Origin of the sequence: Mycobacterium gastri (genome assembly GCF_002102175.1) — a bacterium.
Lineage (GTDB): Bacteria > Actinomycetota > Actinomycetes > Mycobacteriales > Mycobacteriaceae > Mycobacterium > Mycobacterium gastri.
On sequence record NZ_LQOX01000116.1, the window covers coordinates 1 to 20516 of the forward strand.

Genomic DNA, 20516 nt, shown 5'->3' on the forward strand with positions numbered 1-20516 from the left:
CGTAATCCCTTGCACCACAACATCATCACACGCCACACCGCGCACAGCCGTCAGACACGACCAACAATGGACAGGTTATTCAGCGCGTTCCTAGGTAGGCATCGGCGGTGCTGATGCGCCGGGCAAGGACCACCTGTCGCCATTCTTCGGACAGAAAGACCGCGGTGAAGGTGAGCCCCAGTTCGTCGATCAGCCCAGCCCACAACACTTTCTCGTCTGCGGAGCCGAGCAGATGTGGTGCGCCGTGGGTTCTTCGGAAGACGCGGTGGGCGATCCGGTCGACGTGTGATACCTCGATGCGGCTTTCGGCTTCCTCGTCGTCGACGAGCATGTCGAGGCCGGATTGCAGAGTCTCGGACAGCGTTGAGGTGAAGGTGGTGACGAGCACCTTGCCGTCTCCGCGCTTGGCGAGCATGTGGGCACGGTGCAGGGCGACGACGGTCTTGCCGGTGCCCGGGCCGCCGGTGACGCGGGCCGGGCCTTTGTAGGCGGCGTCGACGACGGCTCGCTGGGTGGGGTGCAGATACACCCGCCAGGTGGCGAACGGGTAAGCGAAGACGTCCATCAGTTCGTCGGGGCCGCTGACGAGGACGACGCGGTCGCTGCTGCGCAGGATGGCGGCGTCGATATCCTCGGTGTCGACGGGGTCGTTCAGAATCTGCGCACCGAGATCTGCCCACACCTCCTCAGGGGAGAAACCCGCGGCGAGACCAAACAACACATCCCACTGTGTCTCGGGCAGAAAGGATTTCGCCGCGTCGAGTTGGGCGGCGTCGGTGACGGTCCGCGCGAACGCGAGCACTTTCTCGTCGATGCCGAGCATGGTTAGCTCGCCATCCTTGATTTGGGCGAAGATCGGGGTGCCCGCGTTCTTGGCGGCATGTTCCCGCTCGGGGATCTGGCGGTCGAGTTCGGCTTCATCGCGGATCTCGATGCCGCCCGTGGCCGAGTTCACTGACACATTGCTGCGCTGCGCCCACGCGTAGGCGTCGTCATGGTGCAACACTTTGAGCAGTGTGTAGACGTCGCCGGTGACGGGGGCGAGCACGATGCCCCGCCAGGCCTGGTCGATGCGGATGGACCGGAACCGCGGGTTGCGGGCGTTGGCGATCTTCTCCAAGTGCAGGCCGGTGTGTGTGGCAGTGTCGAACTCGTCGAAGACCTCGGTCACCCGCTTGACGACAGGCTTTTCCATTTTGGCTAGGTCGGTGATGAATCCCTTGTCGATGGCTAATGTTGGCATTCAGCACTCCCACACAGTTTCCGAGTTCGAAACTTGAGAAACCGGTCCGTCGACGCTGGCGTGGTCATGACGCACGTCATCGAGAACACCGACCCAAAGCGCCGACTCATTTTCACTCCACCTGAAATCCCAATGCCAAGGCAGCCTCGGCAATTTCCCGCAGGGCACCGGGTGAGATGCCGCAATCCTTGAGCTTTCGATAAACGCGCTGGACGTCAAGAGCGCCGTAGAATTGACCCGTCGTGGCCCCTAGTAGCGAACCGACCAACCGAGCAAGGCTCTCCGGCTCACATTCCATCAGCTCGTCTCGAAGTTCGTGCAGGAACAGATTGTGCATATCCAACCCAGCCGATGGCACTCGAAGGAGTAAGTCGATGGCGGCACCCATCGAGTCAGATAGGAACAACACCCAGACCGCAATAGCTGACACTTCTTCAGGTGCAAGCGCTTTAGGAATGCTGCTGATGCGATCAGTAAGGTAGTCGCGAATCCAGCGACCCCATTGGGCATCGGAAACAGCCGGGTAGAGCGCTCCGAGTTCATGGCCGACGTCTTGGGCCCATTCGACCAGGTCCGTGCGAGAACCGGCCGCGACGAAGCTGTTGATCCACGTACCAGGGTCGACACCAGATTCCACCGCAATCTTGGCAAGGAGCAGAGGCAGGTTGCGTGAGGCCCGAGGAATAAGTTCGTGACGATGACCGAGTGCCTGTATCAGTAGGTCAAGGAACCCATCCGCCAAGAGTTCATCGCTCCCTCGCCCATGCGAAAGGTAACCCGTCCAAGCCATCCGAGCGATGCTTGGGTCGCTCCAGTCCAGCATCGGCATCAAGAATTGCTTGCACCATTCTTTATCTGCGGCGTGGAAGAACGCCAAGTAGGCGCTGAAGACGGTTCTCACGGCTTCGCTTCGGCTGTCGCCGTGCGAACTCAGCTCCACGAGATAATCAGCCAAGTCGGGTGGGATGCCGTTCCAGCTATCGGCAGCATCTCGCCAGAGATGACTGACTCTGTCCACCCAGTATGTTGCCAACTGGCCTGCAGGGTGGTTGATCGCGTTGGTCAGGAAGTCATTGCCATCCGAAAATGCGCTGGCGGTTTGAGGATCAGTTGCTTCCCAGCACATCTGGGCGAGTTCGACACTCTCGTCGAATCGGTGCCAGCCGAGTGGTTGACTCTGAGAGCCGAAGCCGCCGAGCATTGCGGTAACCTGCCTGAGGATCGGCTCAAGTTCGAGATGCGATATTTGCGTGAGTATTTGGGGAGCGATGGACTCATCAGCTGTTTGAGCCCAACCACGGACAACCGCATTCGAAATCTCCTCGTGTCCCAATCCGATCGAATCAAGCAGCACGAAGCCATCTTCTGGGTATTGCTGGGTGAGAGCGCTAATCGCGCCAGCGAGCTGCTCCCAACGTCTCTGATTCTCCCACTTAGCAGTCTCTGCCTCGCAGGCGATCAACGCGCCCACCGTTGCGGCGGGCTCTTCACCGAGTTGTTGGTGCAGCTGTTCGGTCTCCATGGGCGGTGACATGTCCCATGCCGATGGTTCCTGCGAACTGCTGCCATCGTCTTGTTCGGCGATCTCAGGATGAGACGCCGCAAGGGTCGCTAGTGCTTCGTCTATCCCTGCCAGGCTTGGGTTGGCCTGCTTAATGGAGGTTAACAAGGCAGCAGCGCGCCACGGCCCATACATGTCATTCCCAGAATGTGCCAGAAGATCATCGATTAGTGCTGTCACGGATTGGTGATCCGCTGAACCGACTGCATCGGTGATAAGCGGGGACGCCTCGGAGCGTAGATCGAGAGAGTGTAGCCATCCAGTGCTGAGGAACCATTGCAGCTTCTCTGACGAAGTCTTGTCACTGCGGCACGTCCAGCCATGTATTGCTAAGCGGCGCAACAACACTACATCGCTGTCGGCCCACGATTCGAGGTATCTATCGGCTTCTGCATTCTGTGCTGCAAGAAGTGACTCAAGGGATTCTCGTGCGGCATCGATGAGAAACCCCAGCGGTGTGCCCGGTTGGTGGTCCTCCGCAATGGAAATGGCCGGACGCCATAGACTTGGGCGCTGACGATCAGACTCGCCTGCGAGGGTGAGTTGCAAATCTGCCCGGCGAAGGTGGCGATCCATAATCGCAAGAAACTGGCTAGCGTATTGATCGAGGAAGGGCCGGTACACCGTGTCCCAACTCAAGCGAAGTAGAGAGTGGTTCTCTCGGGTGGTTGCTTCGAAGGTCGCCCCAAAGTGTCTTCCGGAGGCTACAACCAGGGGTTCGGCCAGGTAGTCGAAGAGGAACAACGCTGTCTTTGGGTCGCTAGCCAGAGTTGTGTCGTCAAGTATCGATGCGAGAAGGGTTACCTGAGAACGGTTTTCGTGCCGTCCTGTGACGAGAAGGAGCCAGCGGCGCATACGTTGTGAGAGCGGGCCTTTGTGAAGTGAAAGCTGTCGGCATATCGCAAACACAAAGTCGTCAACTAGATGCGGGCCGGACTCGGCAACTAGATGGAACGCGACGTCCGATACGTCGTCGTCGTTGACGTAGTTGTCGGCGAACCACTTTGCAAGAGCGTGCGTGACATCCGGGTCCACGGTTGGTGCCGGCCAGAACAACGTAGCGAACTCAGGTCTCCCGGAAACCCATTGAAGCCACGATTGGCCTCGCGCGAACTCCGTAAAGAATCGTACGGTGTTCTTGTCTCCAAGCACTGTTTCGAGATATGAGACGGCATCGGGAATAGGTGATAGATCTTGTTCGGCCACCAGAGCTTTGACACGAGCGCGGTGACCCAGCAGCCCTTCCGAAGCCCGCGCAGCCCAGTCGTTGAGGACCACCGGCTGATCGTCGTAGGAACACTCGATTGGTGTGATGCCAAGTTGCTTCCAGAGTGGAGAATTCACGTCGGCGGTTAATGCGTAGCGATTGTGCGATCTGCCGCCGAGTCCTCGCGCGAGGTACTTCATGATTGTGTCGTTGTGGCTATAGCCCACGAACAGGACTGGGTGCTTAGCGAACATGCGGTCGAGGAATCGGGCAGCCCACGCGTCGGTCAAGTAGGCCTTTCCGAAATCCTCGTCGGTGGCGACCAAGCGGCGGCTGTCCTGATCTAACCGACCGTGGATATATACGATGCCGGTGAAGTCATCGCCCATGGGGAGTGCGGGAGCGAGGTACCCCGTCGCTTCGTCGCCTAGTTGCGTAGAAAGGTGATGGTCGTAGTTCGTCGTGACAATGCGGATGGTCGACGCGGATGCGAATCGAACAATCGCTTCGTGTAACGGGCTCGGCTGCGAGCCTGCTTTCGAAGTCAGTTCGTGTATGCGCTGGTGTACGTCGACCCCGTGGTCGTCGTTGATCTTGCCGAGGATTTCGTCGAGAGGTTGGTTGTCAAGATCCTCGTCGGTGAATCGGGTCTGGAGCTTGCTGGTGTCCCGGATTTCCCTGACCAAGTCTTTGAAGCTCGGCAATGCCGACGGCGGCGGGATCGATGCACCCGCCCCGACGAAGATGACTAACTCGCCCGACGCGTGCGCCTCGATGAGACCGGCCGGAAGATCAGTGCCACTCACGTACATCGTGCCCGACCTACATGCTCGACGCAGTTGAGGTCAAGTAAGAACTCGGTTCGCTCCGCCATATAACGGGCAGTCTGATGTCCTATCAAGCGCGTTTCACACATGATGTCGCGTACCTTGCCCTGCGGGGATTTCGGCCAGCGACTTCCAGCCCCTGCCCCCGTTGGTAATCGCCGTTGCCATGCGGTCGTAGGCTTCCAGAACAAGGCGTTTGGTGCGGAACTCGCCGAAGTCGCGCTCCTCGTACTTGCGGACGACCGGGAAGGAGTCCAGCACGTGTTCGGCTTCGTCGCGGCCAAGGCCGTAGATGTGGAGGAAGCCGGCATCGAGGTCGGCGCGGAGCAGAGCACGACGTTCGGGGTCCCAACGGAAAGGTGTGCCGTCGTCATCGAGGTCTTGGGCGTACGGCTTCAGGCGATGTGATGTGTAGGTCAGTTCGAGAACGTAGGGCTTCAACCATGTTTCGAGGTATTCACTGTGGCGCCAAGGGGCTCGCGTTTGGAATTGTTCAGGGGATGGGCATGCAATTTGCTTCACAATGTTGTAAGTCATGTGGGTTCCGCTGAGCTTTTGTCGTGCAACAAAGTCGAACACGTAACTCGACCAGACTCCGTGAAGTCGGAACGTGAGCGTGGAATCATGCGGGAACGCGACTGGAAATACATGGCCTACTGCTGAGACCGGAAACACCGTGGGCACAAACGTCCGTGAGTCACTGGCGCGCGCGATATCTCGCCATCCCAGTAGCCACTGGCGATCCCAGCGGTCTTCAAACTTGGCGTCCACTTCGGTTCGCTCAACCCAATACCGAGCCAGCGGCTCTTGCTCCGGATCGTCATGCTGCTCATCGGTCAGCCGTGGAAGAGAGCCAACGTTCAACTGCGCTTGCGTCGCCCCTTTGTACGTCGAGAATCGATAGTCGAAATGGCTGAGCATCTTCGCCTCGTACAGGGGCACATACTCCTTGTTGCCGCGTGTGTAGGACCAGCCATTGAACTTTGCGTCGGCGAGGTCGTCGGCTGTGTGGAACAGCCCTGAGTCGTTGGCCATGTGGAACAACGTCGCGAATGACAGCCCCCATGGGTTGCCCCCAGGGTCGTCGTCTCGGATAAGCACGGGATGGCGCGAGTAGATACCGAGGGTGATGTCCGCGTCCTTGCGGCTGCGGAACATCGGCAGCGTCCCGGTATTCGGATTGAGCGCGAGAACTTCCTTGGCCGCCAACTGGAATCGCTTCTCGGGCACATCGGAAATGTGGCGATTGAGGAACGCGAACTTGGTGCGCCGCACCGTGCGCTGCGTTCCCGTCATCGTCGTGACCGCGAACCGGTACGCGTGGTGCACGTCGCGGAAGATCTTGGCTTCGTTGTCGAAGTCGTAAAACCCATACAGCCGGTGGTTGCTCAAGGTGTCGGCGAAGAACGGTGCGGTGGTCTTGTCCGTGGCCAGTCCGGTGGGGGTGATGATCCCGGCCATACCGTCAGGGTTGATGACGGTGCGCATGGTCTCTGCGAACACGCTGTAGGTGTTGACGTCGCCTTGCCCGGTGAAGGGGGAGCGGCCGCTCTTCAGCAACAGGTGTGCGGTGCCGTCTGATTGTCGCAGTGCCGCGAGGTAGGCCTGATGCAGGTCGGGGTCGCCGTCGGCGAGCTTGGCGATCATCTTCTTGCGGATCGCAGCGGTGCCTGCGCCTTCAATGTCGGGGCGGCCGGCGTTGCCGAAGAATTCCTTGTCCTGGATCTTCACCCGCTCCCATGGCGGGTTGCCGACAACGCAGGAGAACCCGCCGGTCCATCCGGTTCCGGCGTCGGCGCTACCGTCGTCGGGCACGGTGAAGATGCCGGGAAACTCTAAGTGCCAGTGGAAGAACCGATACTGGCGGGCCAGCGTATTGACCTGTGTGATGATGGTGTCGGGCACCGACTCCGGGGCTTCGAATAAGGCGCGTACGGTCGAATAAGTGATGCCCTGGCCTGAGCTCGTTGCTCCGGTCTTCGGTTGCACGAACGCCGCGCACCACGCATCGGCCACCAGTTTGGCGGCCACCAAGTCGGGGTCGGCTTCCAGTCGTCGCCAGGCGTCGGCGCGGGCGCGCAGGGCGGCCACCGACGCCACGGTGCCGGTGTCGGCTTCGCGCGCCGCCTTTGTGAACTGGCTGGTTTCGACGTTGAGGGTTTCGGGGCCGAAGCTTAGCATCAGCTGGTCTTGGTCGGCTTGGCGTTCGGACTTGTTGCGGGCCTTGAGCTTGGATGTCCACGTCTTGTCGTCGTCACCCAGCGGCACGAATGCCGCGTCGGGGACATTGTGGCGCAACAGCTCCGGGCTGGTGCCCAGCAGTGCGTTGCCGACCCGGAAGTGCGCGTCGAGGAACGGGAACGGGCGGTCGGCGTCGAACGCCTCCAGCCACAACGCCACCTTGGTGATCTCGATGGCCAGATCGTTGAGGTCCACGCCGTAGACGCAGCGTTCAATGACATCGGCGGTGGCCGCCCTAAGCGCTGCGGGGGTGGGCTCGCTTTCCCCGGTGCGCACGGTGGCCAAGGCGGAGGCTATACGCCGGGCAGCGGCGACAACGAAATGGCCGCTGCCGCAGGCCGGATCGACGACAGTAAGATCCAGCAGCGCCTGCTCGGGGTCGGACTCCCGAATCGCCTCGTCGAGCAACGGGTCCAGCGCCTCGTCCAGCACCAACGCGATCAGATCCGAGGGGGTGTAGTAGGAGCCGGACTTCTTGCGTTCGTTGCCGGTGGACACGTCCAGGGTGAAGGCCCGTTCGTCGGCGTGGTAGCGCGGCGTGTACGCCAGCAGCCCCTCATACATGCCGCCGAGTTCTTCGCTGTCGAGGTTGCGGTAGTCGACCGGACGCGGCAGGCCGGTCACCGGGTCGTCGATCTGGGCGAGTGCGCGCACCGCGGCCAGCAGCGCCCGGTTGGGCAGCTGGGCGCCGTCGAGGATGCTCAGCGCATCGCGCGAAAACAGGCTGGCGCCAAGGCCGCTCAGGCCAAGTGCGGGCAGTCCGTCGCCGGCGAGTGCGTCGGTGACGATCTGATGCGCGTGCCACAGGTCGGTATGCCAGCCGCCGATCGGTTCGGTGGCCAGGCGGCGCAGCCGTGCGGTGGAGAAGTAGTCCGCATACAGGGTGCGGGCGCTTTCCGGGATGTCGGAGCGGTGCAGCAGATCGCGGTCCTCGACCACGAACAGCACGATCAGCCGGTAGGCGATGCGCAGTAGCGCGCGTTGCAGGTCGCGGTCGGCGTCGGTGGCCGCGGCCAGCGCTTCACGCAGCGCGATATTGGCCGGGTGCGCGACAAACCCGGTGCCGAGCTCCTGCAGGGCGGCCGCGATGCCGTGTTGCAGGTTCAGCAGGGCGCGGGCGCCGTCGTCGATGGCGGTGGTGCGCCAGCGTTCCAGCCAGCAGTTGTCGAGCTTGGTTTCGGCCTGCTCGACTTCGGCGTCCTCACCGGAATCCTCGCTGTCGGCAGTGGCTTTGGCGGCTTTGGCGACCTTGTCGTCCAGTCGGGGCGCGAAGCGGCTGGCGTGGACGGTCAGGAACAGGATGCGGAAGTCGGCGTAGAGCTGGTCGCTGAAAATCGCGTCGAGATCGAACTCGACGAAGGACTGCCGGGTGAGGCTGGAGGCGTCGCGCAGCAGCCGCAGCTGATGGCCGTTGGACAGGATCGCCCACAGCGCGTGGTCTTCGCGGTTGAGGTAGTCCTGCAGCATGGCCTGGGGGGCCCGGGCGGTCACCCCGGCGGTCTTGGTGTCCAGGTCGATGCCAGCGCCCACCAGGTGCAGCGGGACCCAGGCCGAGGCGTTCGCGGCGTCGGGCCAGGTGACGCGGTGGGAGACGGGGAAGTGCGGCGCCTCGGTCTCGCCGAGTCCGGGGGGTACGGCCAGCCCGGCGCTGACGACATCGGGCCGGCCCCAGCCGAGTTCGTAGAGCAGGGGCAGCAGCCACTTGTCCCTAGTGAGTTTGGTAGCGGCGTCACCTTCGGGTAGCCGCTCCAGCGCGGTGCGCCAGGCGCGGTGCGCGGCGAGCATGGCCTCCCACGCGCGGGCGATGGCACCGTTGACCGCCATTCCCGGTGACAGCTGGTAGGCGTCGGCGGTTTGGCCGGGCATGCGTAGTTCGTTGGCCCGCGGGACGGCTTCGGCGGGCAGCGCGGTGCCGACAGTGCGCACGGCGCGAAAGACGGTCAGCGCGCTCATCGGGCACCCGATTCCGGCAGGAACACGTACACGCCGAGCACGTCGGCCGGTGGCAGGAACCGAACGGTAGGTGCGCGTCCACCGGCCTTGGAGGCGCTGCGCACCGCCTGATGTTCGACCACCAGGTCCTTCGCCGCGTCCGTACCGGCGGTGGTCAGATGCTGGGCGAGCGCGTCCACGCGCCCCAGCGCTCGGCCTAACTGCATTCGGGCCAGCGCGTCGTCGACATTGCCCGACGGCGTCACGGACAGCAAGGCGTCTACCTCGGCCTGCGGCAACCAGGTCAGGGCGTCGCCGCTAGCGGCGAAGGCGAGGAACTTGGCTTCCTCGGCGACCTGCGTGACGGTGCCGGCCGAGCCGGGGATGGTGATCTCCAGCCGATGGCGCACCATGAGCAAGGTGGTCACCTTGCTGACCTCTCGGGTGCGCATCACGCCGGCGCGGCGTGCGGGCCGGGCCGCCGGGTCGAGCCGGGAATCCAGTGCCGCGTCAAGGACATAGCGTGACAGCGCGTCCACCGTGGCGTCGGTGCGGGTGAGCACGCTGTGCCCGGCCGGGACGGGCAGCGAGCGGTGAAACTGCAGTCGCCCGTTCTTGGTTGGCGGGAGTTGATCGCGCACCGCGGCGGGAAGCGCAGTGATGATCGCGGTGAACCCGTCGTCGGTGTCGCTGACCGGAGCACCCATAATGGATAGCGCAGTGCGGGTGAAGCTTTCGACATCAGCTGGCCCGCCGAGGGCGCGGCGCACTTCGGTCAGCGCGCGTTCGACGGTGTCGGGTTTGAGTCCGGCCTGTCTAAACCGGGTACGCGACGCCTTCTCCCGTTCGGCCGCGTTGATCCATTCGACCTCCACTTGTTCGGCCAGGGACTTGGAGGTGGCATCGGCGAAGTCGAGGGTCAACTGTTCGGCTTCCTTGCCGCGCAACAGCAGCGATTCCCAGATTGCCTTCATCACGGTGGTGGAATCGACCGGGATCGGAACCGAAACGCCGATGCTGCGTTTGATGTGCTCGTGGCGGCGGATGAGGACCTGCAGCACGATGCCGTCGATACCGTTGTCCTCGCCGTAGTAGGTCACGGTGCGAACTGTGTCGGCTTGTTGGCCAAACCGGTCGACCCGGCCTTCGCGTTGTTCGTGGCGGGTGGGGTTCCAGGCGAGATCGTAGTGGACGACGGCGGTGAAGCCGTCCTGCAGGTTGATGCCCTCCGACAGGCAGTCGGTCGCGATTAGCAGACGGGGGCCGTCGTGGGCGCTGAGGGTATCGACGCGGGATTCGCGTTCCTCCGGTGGGAGAGTTCCGGTGACCGCGTCGATTTTGAGGTCCTTGACCTTAGACAAGGCTGAACTCAGGTGTTCGGCGAGATAGTCGGCCGTGGGGATGTAGCGGCAGAAGACAATCGGATGGTAGCCCTCGTCGAGGAGTTCCTTCAGCAGCGGGATGAGCCGCTTGAGCTTCGCATCAGACCGCTGGCCCTTTAGTGCCGCCGCGGCAGACGCCAACTCGCGCAGGCGCTTTCGGCTCTTCGTGTCGGGTGTGTCGGACTCCCCGGTGTCGGCGCCGACGGTGACGTCCTCAGCCTCGAGGGTGTCGTCCAGATCGGTGTCCAGCACCCGGGATTCGGCGTAGGCGTCCACTTCGGCTTCGTCGTCGGCGGCTGCGACCGCAGAACGGTTGAGCAGGGTCTGTTCGGCCGCGGCCGGACTGGAGGCCAGGCACCGCAGCAGCGCGATCGCCGACCACCACCGGACGCGTTGCCGCACCGCACTGAGCTTGGGGTCGGCGACCTGTTCGCGGACGTAGTCCATCACGTCGTCGAACAGTTGGCGGTATCCCGCGGTGAGTTTGTATGCGGTCTCGGTGGTTTCGCGATCGGGGAATGGGGTGTCCTCCCGAAACTCGCCGCGAAGGTACTCGCGGATATCGGCGCGTTGGCGCTGGATCATGAACTTGGCCAGCAGTTTGCGGTCGTCTTCGCGGTCGCGGCCGGAAAGGTCGGCCGGCAGATCACCCAGGCGGTCGTCGAGCAAGCCGATCAGCGACTGCCAGGCGGTGTCGTCGCCGCTGTGCGGTGTCGCGGTCAGCAGCAGCAGGTGGCGCCGCTGGTCGTCGGCGAGTTTGCGCAGCAACGCATATCTCAGATGCGCCTGGGAGGACTTGCCGACGCCAGCAGGCGCTACGCAGGTATGCGCCTCATCCACGATCACCAATCCCGGGCACAGCAAGGCGAATTCGTCACGGCGCGACTTCTGCTTGATGAAATCGGTGGAGATCACCAGATACGGGTAGTGCTGATAGACGTTGGATCCGAACGGGACGCCGCGCATCAGCCGGTTGACCGTGGACGGCAACAGAAGTTGCGCGTCGATACCGAACTTATGCCGAAGCTCGCCCTGCCATTGCGGGGCCAGCTGGGGTGAGCACAGCACTGCCAGGCGCTGCGCTTCCCCGGTGGCCAGCAGTTCGGCGGCGATGAGTCCCGCCTCGACCGTCTTGCCGATACCTACACCGTCGGCGATCAGCAGCCGGGTGACATCCTGATTGGCCGCCATCATCAGCGGAACCAGTTGGTAGTTGCGGGGCGTGACAGCCAGGCGCGCGAATGAACGGAACGGGCCGCCGCTGGCGCGAAACGAGAGCCTGAGCGCGTCGCGAAGCAGACGGGCCCGGCCGGCGTCCCCACGGTCATCGACCGTCGGTGGTTCGAATGTGGCTGCCGCGAAGTCGTCGATCTCGGGCAGCAGCACGGTGGTCTCGTGCTCGTGCCCCCCGAGCGGGCGCACCAGCAGCGTGCCCTTGGGGGAGCCGGGGAGAACGAGCCAGTCCCGGCCGCGGGCATTGACCAGGCTGCCGGCGGGATAGTCGACCGTCGTCATGCGTGCGCCTTCGCCTTGCCGAACACACCGCTGTGTTCGGCGATGGTCTTGAGCCAGTTGGTCTCTGCTTCGTCATAGTGAAAGCGCAGTACCAGCCACCCCGCCTCATCTTCGAGCTTCGTGCGTGCCTGCTCGTCCTTCTCCTGCTGATGCGCGGTGTTGTGCACTGGGCCGTCGACAAAGATTGCCACGTCCATACCGTCGGTGTGGTACGCGAAATCCGGCCGGACGTAATATCCGTCGACTAGCTTCTGGGCATCGTCAGGCAGCCGGAAGCCGTGCTGTTCCAGCATGGCGAGGAACTCCTTCTCCAGCTCACTGTCGCAGGCCTTGGTCAGGCGTTCGAGTTGTGCCGCCCGCTCCTCACCGCCCGCTCCGACCGCCACACTGGATGCGGCAAGTCGTCCGAGCAGGTCGACGACGTTGTGGCGGTCCAGGTGCTGGTGATCCCATTGGTTGCTGTAGGACAGCAGGCAGTCGTAGCAGGCCTGTGCACAGTCCTCGATCGCATGCGGTGCGTGATGGAGGTCTTCGCCGGTGTCGGGGTCGAAGTGCAGAATTTCCAACGCTTTTCGCGCTACCTGGGTGAGCTGGCCGTCTTCGGTGGCAAGTCGACGCAGCACGCCGGCGCCGCCCTCGGCGGCTTCGAAGAACAACAACCGCGACCAGGCGTGGTCACCGGTATTGCTGGGAAGCGCTTCCACTGCAAGTTCGGAGCCTTCCAACTGGTAGACGGCCTCGATGCCGCGTTTGAGCGCATACATTGCGGCCATCCGCTGATCCGCACCGATCGATGGGTCCAGATGCAGCAGCAGCGCGTTGCGGTGATCCTCGACGTGGGGGATCACTCGCTGATACCTCGGGGCCTCACCGTGCACGTTCTTGGCCAGGTCTGCCTCTTTGCACCAACGCCCCTCCACGGTGTCCAGCACGTACCCGCGGACGTCCTTGTCCTTGCGGCGGCGCAGACCGACGTTCATCCGGCGGATCAATGCGGTGTCGCCGTAGGTCATGGTGCCGAGCTCTTGTCCGCCTTCGGTGATCGTGCTGGTGAGTTGCCCGGCCCGAACTCCATGCGGGACAAAGCGAATGGTCGTGACGATCTCATGCCCGGCGCGCTGGCGTTCCTCTTCGTCGGCGCTGATCCGGTCGCGGCGACGAGTCTTGACCGACAGCAGCCGCATCAAGTTGGCCATCGTGGCGTCCGGGGCGAACGGCGCACCGCAGTGTTGGCAGAGGTCGGGGTCGGTGGATTCATGGAGGTACCCGCAGGCGCTGCAGCGCTTGATCTCGGTGATGTTGACGCCAGTGCCGTCGTCCCGGGCGGGCAGGCTGACCCGGTTGACCTCGTAACGCGCCCCCTCGTGGTAGATGAACGCACCAGGGCCGAACTCGCTGATCGCCATGAACCGGGGCCGCTGAATGAACTCTCCTTCCCCGCCGCTGCGGGTGCGCCGTTCCGCCGGGATGAACGCCGACAGCGGCAGCCGTGGGAAGGAATAGCCGGGCAGAAAGCCTTCCGAGGCGAAATAGCGGTAGGTGTAGAAATCGCCCTGAAGCACATCGTCGACCTGGCCCTTGAGGAGGTCGAGCGCAGCACGCGCCTCTGAAATGCGGCCGCGGGCACGTTGTTTCGAGCTTTCGGACGCGCCAATGGTTTTCAGCGTCGCGTTGGCCTGGTCCAGCTCCGTCTGCGCCTCGTTGTACAGCCCACGCCACCGATCCGCAGCGTGGTTGAACCGAGTCGGCGCCTGATCGACGGTGTCAGCTATCCAGGTCTCCGTCCACCACGGCGCCGACGTCACTTCGGTGGTCGCCGTCAAGACTTCGGTGATCGCGGCGATGGCGGCGCTGCGACTCGACGGGGATTCGATCGTGGTGAGTACCTCGGTGCGCAAAGGCTGGCCGGGCTGGTCGATCTCCAGCAGGTCTACCATGCTGGCTTTGAGGTCCAGGCCGCATTTCACCAGCCAGATCGAGTGCGCGTGGGCGCGTACCAGATCCTGGTTGCCCAGTTCCAACCGCGGCGGGGCGACCGCTCCGGCGACCATGTCCTGACTGCGCCGGAAATAGTAGGCGTCGTGCGCGTTGCCGGTAGCGCAGTAGGTCAGGGCGATCGCCGGCTGTCCGGACCGTCCGGCACGTCCCGAACGCTGCGCATAGTTGGCCGGCGTGGGTGGGACATTGCGCATGCCAACGACGTTGAGGCTCTTGATGTCGACGCCGAGTTCCATCGTGGGGGAGCAGTACAGCACGGGTAGCCTGGCGGCGCTGAATTCTTCTTCCCGTCTTTGGCGCTTGGACGGTTCAACCTGAGCAGTGTGTTCGCGGGCCTCCAATCCCACCAGCTTTCTTGCAGTTTCGGCGTAGAGCGCGCGGAAGTACGGGTTGACCCTGCCCTCAGTCTGATTACTGCGGATGGGATCGGGCGCACGATGCTCGCCCGCACCGGGATGCCAGGCGATCAGGTCGGCACGCAACTGGTAGCCCGTGGGCCGCTTGGGAACCGGGATGCGCACCAAGATCCCGGCGCCGGCCATGACGTCCATCAGGCTCTCTATGATCACCTGGGCGTCGGCAGTCTTGAGCGCATGTTGGAAGCTGGGGAAGCGATTGGGGCGCCGCAGCCAACGTCCGTATGCGCCCAACCCGGACAGGTAGAGGTCGGCGCCGATCCCGGCTACGCCCTTTGGCCGGCCACCGGGGTAGGCCAGGCCGCTGTAGGTTCCGGCGTCATCGGAGATGGCCCAGGGGTCTTTCAGCCACTCCTTGCTGGCGCGCCGGACGGCGTCGAACTTCTCGTCGGTGAGGAACTCGGTGTCGATGCAGAGGTTTCGGCGGAGTTCGTCGAGAAGGACATGCATCACCTCCCGCCGCGTGTCGGCGCTGGCGCTCGCGAGAGGCTCTCCGCAGCTTGACCATTTGTCGTTGTTGGTTGCAAGTTCGTCCACACCCTCATAGGCCAGGCGCAGCTGTCCGGTCTGTTCCAGGTTGGGCATGGTGATACGCCAGCCACGCTTGAGGTCAGCCCACAAGCGATAGGTGACGACATCGCGCAGCGCGCGGGCGATCTTCTTGCGCGGGATGTGCTCGTCGGCGGTTTCTTCGTCGCGGGCGAAGAACTTCAGGCTCTTCCCGCTGAGCGCTTTGACCACTTCGGGTCCGAGGTTCTCGTCGGTGAGCGGGTCTCCGGGGTTCTGTTCCTGGTGATCGCAGGCGGCTTGGTACAGGGCTGAGCGGATCAGCCCGACCAGCACGAAGTCGTTAAAGTGGCCGGCCTGCAAACTTGCGTCCTGGCGGTTATCGCTGAACGCCAGAAACTTTCGTGCCTCGTCGTCGAGGTCGGACTCGCCTCTGAGGGCTCTGACAATTGACTGCGAGAGAACCGTCACTGCACTCGCGCGACCTTCGGTGCCAAGACTGGCCACGCGGGAGAACTGAGACTGGCGGGTGCTCTCGTAGCTCGTCTTGCACGATGGGCAGAATTCGAGTCGCTCGAAGAACGCCACCGGCATACCGTCATCGGTGATCGTACCGAATTCGTCGACACGTAATGAGTTGGGCAGCTTCGGGATACGAGCGTTGTCGAGAACCTGTCCGGACCCGCTGGACACCAGCCAGTCCTCAGGGACAAGTTCGAGCAATGCAGGGTCGTGGGGATCGGGCCAGGGTTTCTCTGTCAGGAGCAGCAGACCGTCGGCGTCGGGATGTTCGACAAGGTCGGAATTCGGGATGCGGGGGCTGAAGCTCTCGCCGCCGCGCTCCAGGTTCACGACGAGAAAGTCTTGGCCGCACTCACGACAGAATGCCAGTGGGAACAGCGGCTGCCCCGAGGGCCTGTTTGGCGCGCTGCGTTGGTACTGGGTGGTGAGGAAGCGCTTCGCCGGGGGTTCCAGGGTGGTGTAGACGGTGTCGCCCTTGCCGATGAACTGGTGCAGCTTGAAGGCGAACAGCGAACGGCCCTGCGGGTCGCGGGCCCGCGAGCCGGCAAGCAGTAGCTCCTGCAGCTTCTCCCGGCAGACCGACTCGTCCACGCCGGTCTCGCCGTGCAGCTTCGTGGCGGCATCGCTGAGCTTGGAAGGCGGCCGTCGGGCCAGCTTGCCCTCATCGTCGGCATGTAGACCGAAATGCCGTTCGATCCAGACGGCCAGTGGGTCGGCCTTGAGTTCTTCCCACTCTGCAGGCGCTTGTGCTGCTAGCCGTGCCGTCAACGCGGCCGGGTCGGCCTCGCCCGTCGTCGCACGTCGTAAGGTTTCCCCGACGATGTTGGCCACGGGGATCTCGACGCCGAAGATCCGGGTCGCCAGTTCGGCGACCTGCTGGCGTTGCTCAGCCTTGGTGCCCGGACCGGCGAGTGTTGCACTGGTCCCGATGCACTGGACGTCATTCGACTTGACGGCACCGCGCAACCGGCGGACCAGCATCGCCACATCGGCCCCTTGTCGGCCGCGATAGGTATGCAGCTCGTCGAGAACCAGAAATGACAGGTTCTCGGCGCTGCTGATGAGGTTCTTGCGCTCTTTCGGGCGGGTGAGCATCAGCTCCAACATGACGTAGTTGGTCAGCAGGATGTCCGGGGGAGAGGCGAGGGTCTGCTCGCGCTCCTCGCGGTTCTCCTGCCCCGTGTACCGCGCGAAGGTGACCTTCGGCTTCGTCTTCCCGAGGAACTTCTCCAGTTCGTTGCGCTGGCTGTTGGCCAGGGCGTTCATCGGATAAACGATGATGGCTCGCACGCCTTTGCCGGAGCCTTCGCGCAGCACCCGGTCGACGATCGGCACGATGTAGGACATTGACTTGCCCGAGCCAGTGCCGGTGGTGAGCACGTAGGACTCGCGGCGGTTGGCGATCTCGAAGGCGTCGGTCTGATGGCGATGGAAGGCGATCTCCTGGCCGAGCGGGTCTTGCTCGGTTCGTGCCCGGAAGATCTGGATCGCATCCGGGTGCAGGAGTTGGTGTTGGACCAGTTCGCTGACTGCTCCGCCAGACTCGAACGCCGGGTTCAGCGCAAGCCAGGGCTCCGGCCACAGCAGACCGTCGGCGATCTCCTTTTCGACCTTGCTGCGAATCTGGTCGTCTTTGATCTCCAGGAAGCCCTTGACGAAGTTCTCGTAGTCGCCCAGAACCTCGTCGAGGACACCGAACGCATCCATGCGGCGGCCCCTCTTCCGTCTGCGTCAAGCACCAAACAAACCTGACCCTACTTTGCAGGGCCGACAGTGACGGTGATTGTCTTCGGCCACCATTACTCCGGTGGCGGTGGGAGGTCGCGAGTGGCATTCCGCGCAATAGTGCGGTTCTTTGCTCCGGGGGGATCTCCTATTGCATGCACCTGGAAGCTCGACGGCCGCGGGCCCGAAAAATGGCTCATAGACCACACCATGTGTCCCCGACGATGCGTGCTCAGGCGACACGCCCTAAAGCCCAATGACGTTTTTCGGTGCAATTCTGAAGTATTTTGTCCCAGAGCGAACCCCCTACTGAAGGATCGAGCGCGTGGTGAAGAGCGATGAACGGACTCGGTGCCTCGAACTATTTGGCGCAGACGGCCCGCTGATCCGTGACCAGATTCCCGATCTATTTGCCAATTTGCACGCACGCATGGCGGACGCGCAGGAGGTATCGGGACAGATCTCGCGAGGTGTTTACGGGCAGATCTGGCGCGGCGCGTTCGAGGAATTGCAGAAGGCTTTTGGTCATCTCCAGGGAGCGATCATGTTCACGCCGCAAGGTGCCAACTATCGCGTCGTGATCGTCAACGGGGTGGCCATCTTTGCCTGGCGTTACTCCCTTGGCCACGCGTCATCAGCGGATACTGAGCGATTCGCCACTTCGGGCGCACGGCTCGCCTTGTTTGAGCAGACTCGACCCGAGCTGCCGCAGCAGTTCGACTTCGGGATCGAGCGATCGCACCTCATTGACGAGGATGTTGAAATTTTGAATAGCAGAGCTGCCAACCTCGCTCAGGTGCTAGCGGACGCGAAGTCAACAGTCGTGATCGCGTATGCCAGCTCAGTAGATGGGCTGCACTCGCTTGAGTGGGGACTGGTCAGCCACATTGACAAGCGCGGTTACCTGCACTGGGGCGACTTTCACGAGAAGCTCAACATAGGGGAAGGTGAGCTTTTCGTCGTCGGTACTCACGAGCCCGGTGATTTCGCGTCCGGCGAGGTTCCGTCGCGAGTCGTAAAACTGAGGGAAACCGAGTCTTGCGATGCCTGACGACGTCCAGCTCGACCTCTTCTGTGGCTCCGGTGTGGTCAAGTCGTTCGAAGCGTCTCGGCTTCGACAAGCGCGGGTTCTCAAAGCGTGGACGAAAGCTCACCTTGCCAAGGAGGTGGGTGTGTCAGCTGCGCTGATCGGTCAGTACGAGGCGCGCGTAACGAAGCCGGGGCCGGACGTTCTGGAACGCCTCGCGCGGAAACTTGAGGTGCCGGTCAACTTTTTCGCTACCGGTCGGCCACTGGCCGAGCTTGACGCCGGGAACGCGCACTTTCGGAGCCTTCGTGCGACGCGCGCGATTGACCGAAGTCGGGCAGCGGCTTACGTCGAGCAGGTCTGGGAGCTCGCTCACGCTCTGGAGAAGCGCGTCCGATTTCCCGACCTCGATTTGCCCGAGGTTCCCGTAGGTATGAGTTCAGTCGGTGCTGCCAAACTGCTTCGACGTCACTGGGGGATTGGGTCGGGGCCGGTAAGGCACTTGGCCGCGACGATGGAAAGTCGCGGGATCATCGTCACGATCATCGCGTTGAGTCGGTCAGAAGTCGCGACAGTCGATGCATTTTCAACCAGTTGGTTAGGCGAGCGTCCGATCGTCGTGGTGACTCCCGAGCGGTCGAGCACCATCTACCGGTACAGGTTCACCTGCGCCCACGAATTGGGGCACCTACTGTTGCATCGTGACCTCGCTCCTGGCGACGTGCGCCGTGAGCGAGAAGCAGATCAGTTTGCAGCAGAGTTCCTTACTCCGGCTGAACAGATTTCACCGCACTTGCCACGATCAATGGATCTCGCGGCCCTCGACCGCCTTGGCCGAACGTGGGGGGTTTCCATCGAGTCATTGGTCCGGCGGATGGGCGAACTTCGTACCGTCTCTGAGTCGTCGGTCCAACGTGCCTATCGGCGACTGAGGGTCCTTCAGCCTTTCGCCGCCGCCGAGCCGGTCGCCTCGTACCCGGGCGAATTGCCGATGCTTCTGCAGGAAGCCCAACGAGTTGCCGAGAACTCAGGCTTCTCGATTGGCGACCTCGCCCGTGAGTTGCAGTGGAAGCCCGCCCATGTCCGCGAGATGCTCGGAATGTGTGATCCGCGACCAACGCTCTCGCTGGTTCGGGGTGCGGAGACCTCGTGAAGAAGGAGGCGAAACTCCTTAAGGACAAAGGTATCTCATCAATTCTGCTCTCGATCGACCATTTCAACCGAGTCTCCGAAGTAGGCCGGAGCCAGGCGGTCTTAATCTTCCTCGATCATTCCTTCGAAATGCTGCTCAAGGCAGGCATTTTGGCAAAGGGAGGCAAGATCCGTGAACGCCGAGAGCCAAACACCATCGGGTTCGACAAGTGCGTCCGACAGGCTCTGTCTAACACTCCGTTTCTGACGGAAGAGCAGGCGCTGGTCCTCCAAGCGATCAACGGCCTCCGAGACGCAGCTCAGCACCACCTCTTGGACCTCTCCGAGGGGCAGCTCTACTTCCACGCCCAGTCCGGAGTGACGCTCTTTCGCGACGTACTGAAGGACGTCTTTGCGGAGGACCTCGCGAACTCGCTTCCATCCCGCGTGCTTCCGGTGTCGACGATCGTGCCGGTGGACCCGCTGGAAATGTTTGCGACCGAGCTGGACACGGTGAAGCAGCTCCTCGCCCCGGGAAGACGACACAGGCCGGAGGCAGAGGCAAAGTTGCGTGGCCTCGCGATCATCGATGGCGCACTGCAAGGGCAATTCGTGCAGCCGAGCGAATCCGAACTGCGGAAGTTGGGTTTGCGATTGACAGGCGGGGAGACGTTCGACCAGCTCTTCCCCGGGCTCGCTGCGGTGACCTTCCAGACAGACGGGGTGGGTCCTGCATTGAGCCTCCGCATCGCGAAGAAGGAGGGTATCCCGGTCACGGTCGTGCCCGAAGGCACCCCGGGAGCTGGCGTAATCGCTCTAAAGCGGGTTGACGAACTCGGCTTCTACAACCTCGGGCACCACGAACTCGCGAAGAAGGTAGGGCTGACGACTAACAAGACGACTGCCGCCATCCGGATACTGGGGATCAAGGACGATCCAGACTGCTACAAAGAAGTCGCGATCGGCAAGGTCAAGTACCAGCGGTACTCGCAAAACGCGATCCGGCGAATCAAGGATCTCTTGAGCATCAAGACCGCCGACGAGATTTGGGCCGAGTACCGGGCGCTTCCGGCGACGGGAAAGAAGTAGACCGTGGCCGGTCCCGAGCGGGTGCGGGCGCGACACCGCGCATCGCCCGCCGGCGAACATGTTGCGCCGCAATCAGATCTGTGCGCTGGGGCCGGTGCCTCAACGATGTCCAGCTACTGGTTAAACGTCACGTTGGCGCTACCACTGCCCTGTGCCCAATTTTGGCAGAGAGTTACAGTATCTGGATGCTGCG

7 protein-coding genes and 1 pseudogene are annotated in these 20516 nt (G+C 62.8%); 3 read left to right on the forward strand and 5 right to left on the reverse strand.

Annotated elements, in window-relative coordinates:
- Window positions 1–82: 82 nt before the first annotated feature.
- The 5 genes and pseudogenes from AWC07_RS15560 to AWC07_RS15580 form a co-directional block, all read right to left on the reverse strand.
- Window positions 83–1243: pseudogene (locus tag AWC07_RS15560) on the reverse strand (type II toxin-antitoxin system RelE family toxin); the annotation flags it as partial.
- Window positions 1244–1355: 112 nt separating this feature from the next.
- Window positions 1356–4817 carry an SIR2 family protein gene (locus AWC07_RS15565; RefSeq protein ID WP_167380086.1) on the reverse strand — a complete coding sequence of 1154 codons (3462 nt, stop codon included), beginning with the start codon at window positions 4815–4817 and terminating at the stop codon, window positions 1356–1358.
- A gap of 102 nt (window positions 4818–4919) precedes the next feature.
- Complete coding sequence (locus AWC07_RS15570; RefSeq protein ID WP_036412889.1) at window positions 4920–9032, reverse strand: Eco57I restriction-modification methylase domain-containing protein; 4113 nt, start codon at window positions 9030–9032, stop codon at window positions 4920–4922.
- Window positions 9029–11908 carry a helicase-related protein gene (locus tag AWC07_RS15575; protein ID WP_085105132.1) on the reverse strand — a complete coding sequence of 960 codons (2880 nt, stop codon included), beginning with the start codon at window positions 11906–11908 and terminating at the stop codon, window positions 9029–9031. Before AWC07_RS15575 ends, AWC07_RS15570 begins: the two co-directional genes overlap by 4 nt.
- Window positions 11905–17058 carry a DEAD/DEAH box helicase gene (locus AWC07_RS15580; RefSeq protein WP_085105133.1) on the reverse strand — a complete coding sequence of 1718 codons (5154 nt, stop codon included), beginning with the start codon at window positions 17056–17058 and terminating at the stop codon, window positions 11905–11907. The genes AWC07_RS15575 and AWC07_RS15580 overlap by 4 nt, the downstream gene beginning before the upstream one ends.
- A 343-nt stretch (window positions 17059–17401) precedes the next feature.
- On the opposite strand from AWC07_RS15580, the gene AWC07_RS15585 reads away from it, so the two are divergent.
- From AWC07_RS15585 to AWC07_RS15595, 3 genes are read left to right on the forward strand one after another with little or no spacing between them, the layout of a single operon-like run.
- Window positions 17402–18127: a hypothetical protein gene (locus AWC07_RS15585; RefSeq protein WP_036412986.1), complete on the forward strand. Its 726-nt coding sequence runs from the start codon at window positions 17402–17404 to the stop codon at window positions 18125–18127.
- Window positions 18120–19256: an ImmA/IrrE family metallo-endopeptidase gene (locus tag AWC07_RS15590; RefSeq protein ID WP_036412988.1), complete on the forward strand. Its 1137-nt coding sequence runs from the start codon at window positions 18120–18122 to the stop codon at window positions 19254–19256. The genes AWC07_RS15585 and AWC07_RS15590 overlap by 8 nt, the downstream gene beginning before the upstream one ends.
- A complete protein-coding gene (locus AWC07_RS15595) occupies window positions 19253–20323 on the forward strand; it encodes a DUF3644 domain-containing protein (RefSeq protein ID WP_036412990.1) in 1071 nt (356 codons plus the stop codon). Before AWC07_RS15590 ends, AWC07_RS15595 begins: the two co-directional genes overlap by 4 nt.
- The last annotated feature ends 193 nt before the right edge of the window (window positions 20324–20516 follow it).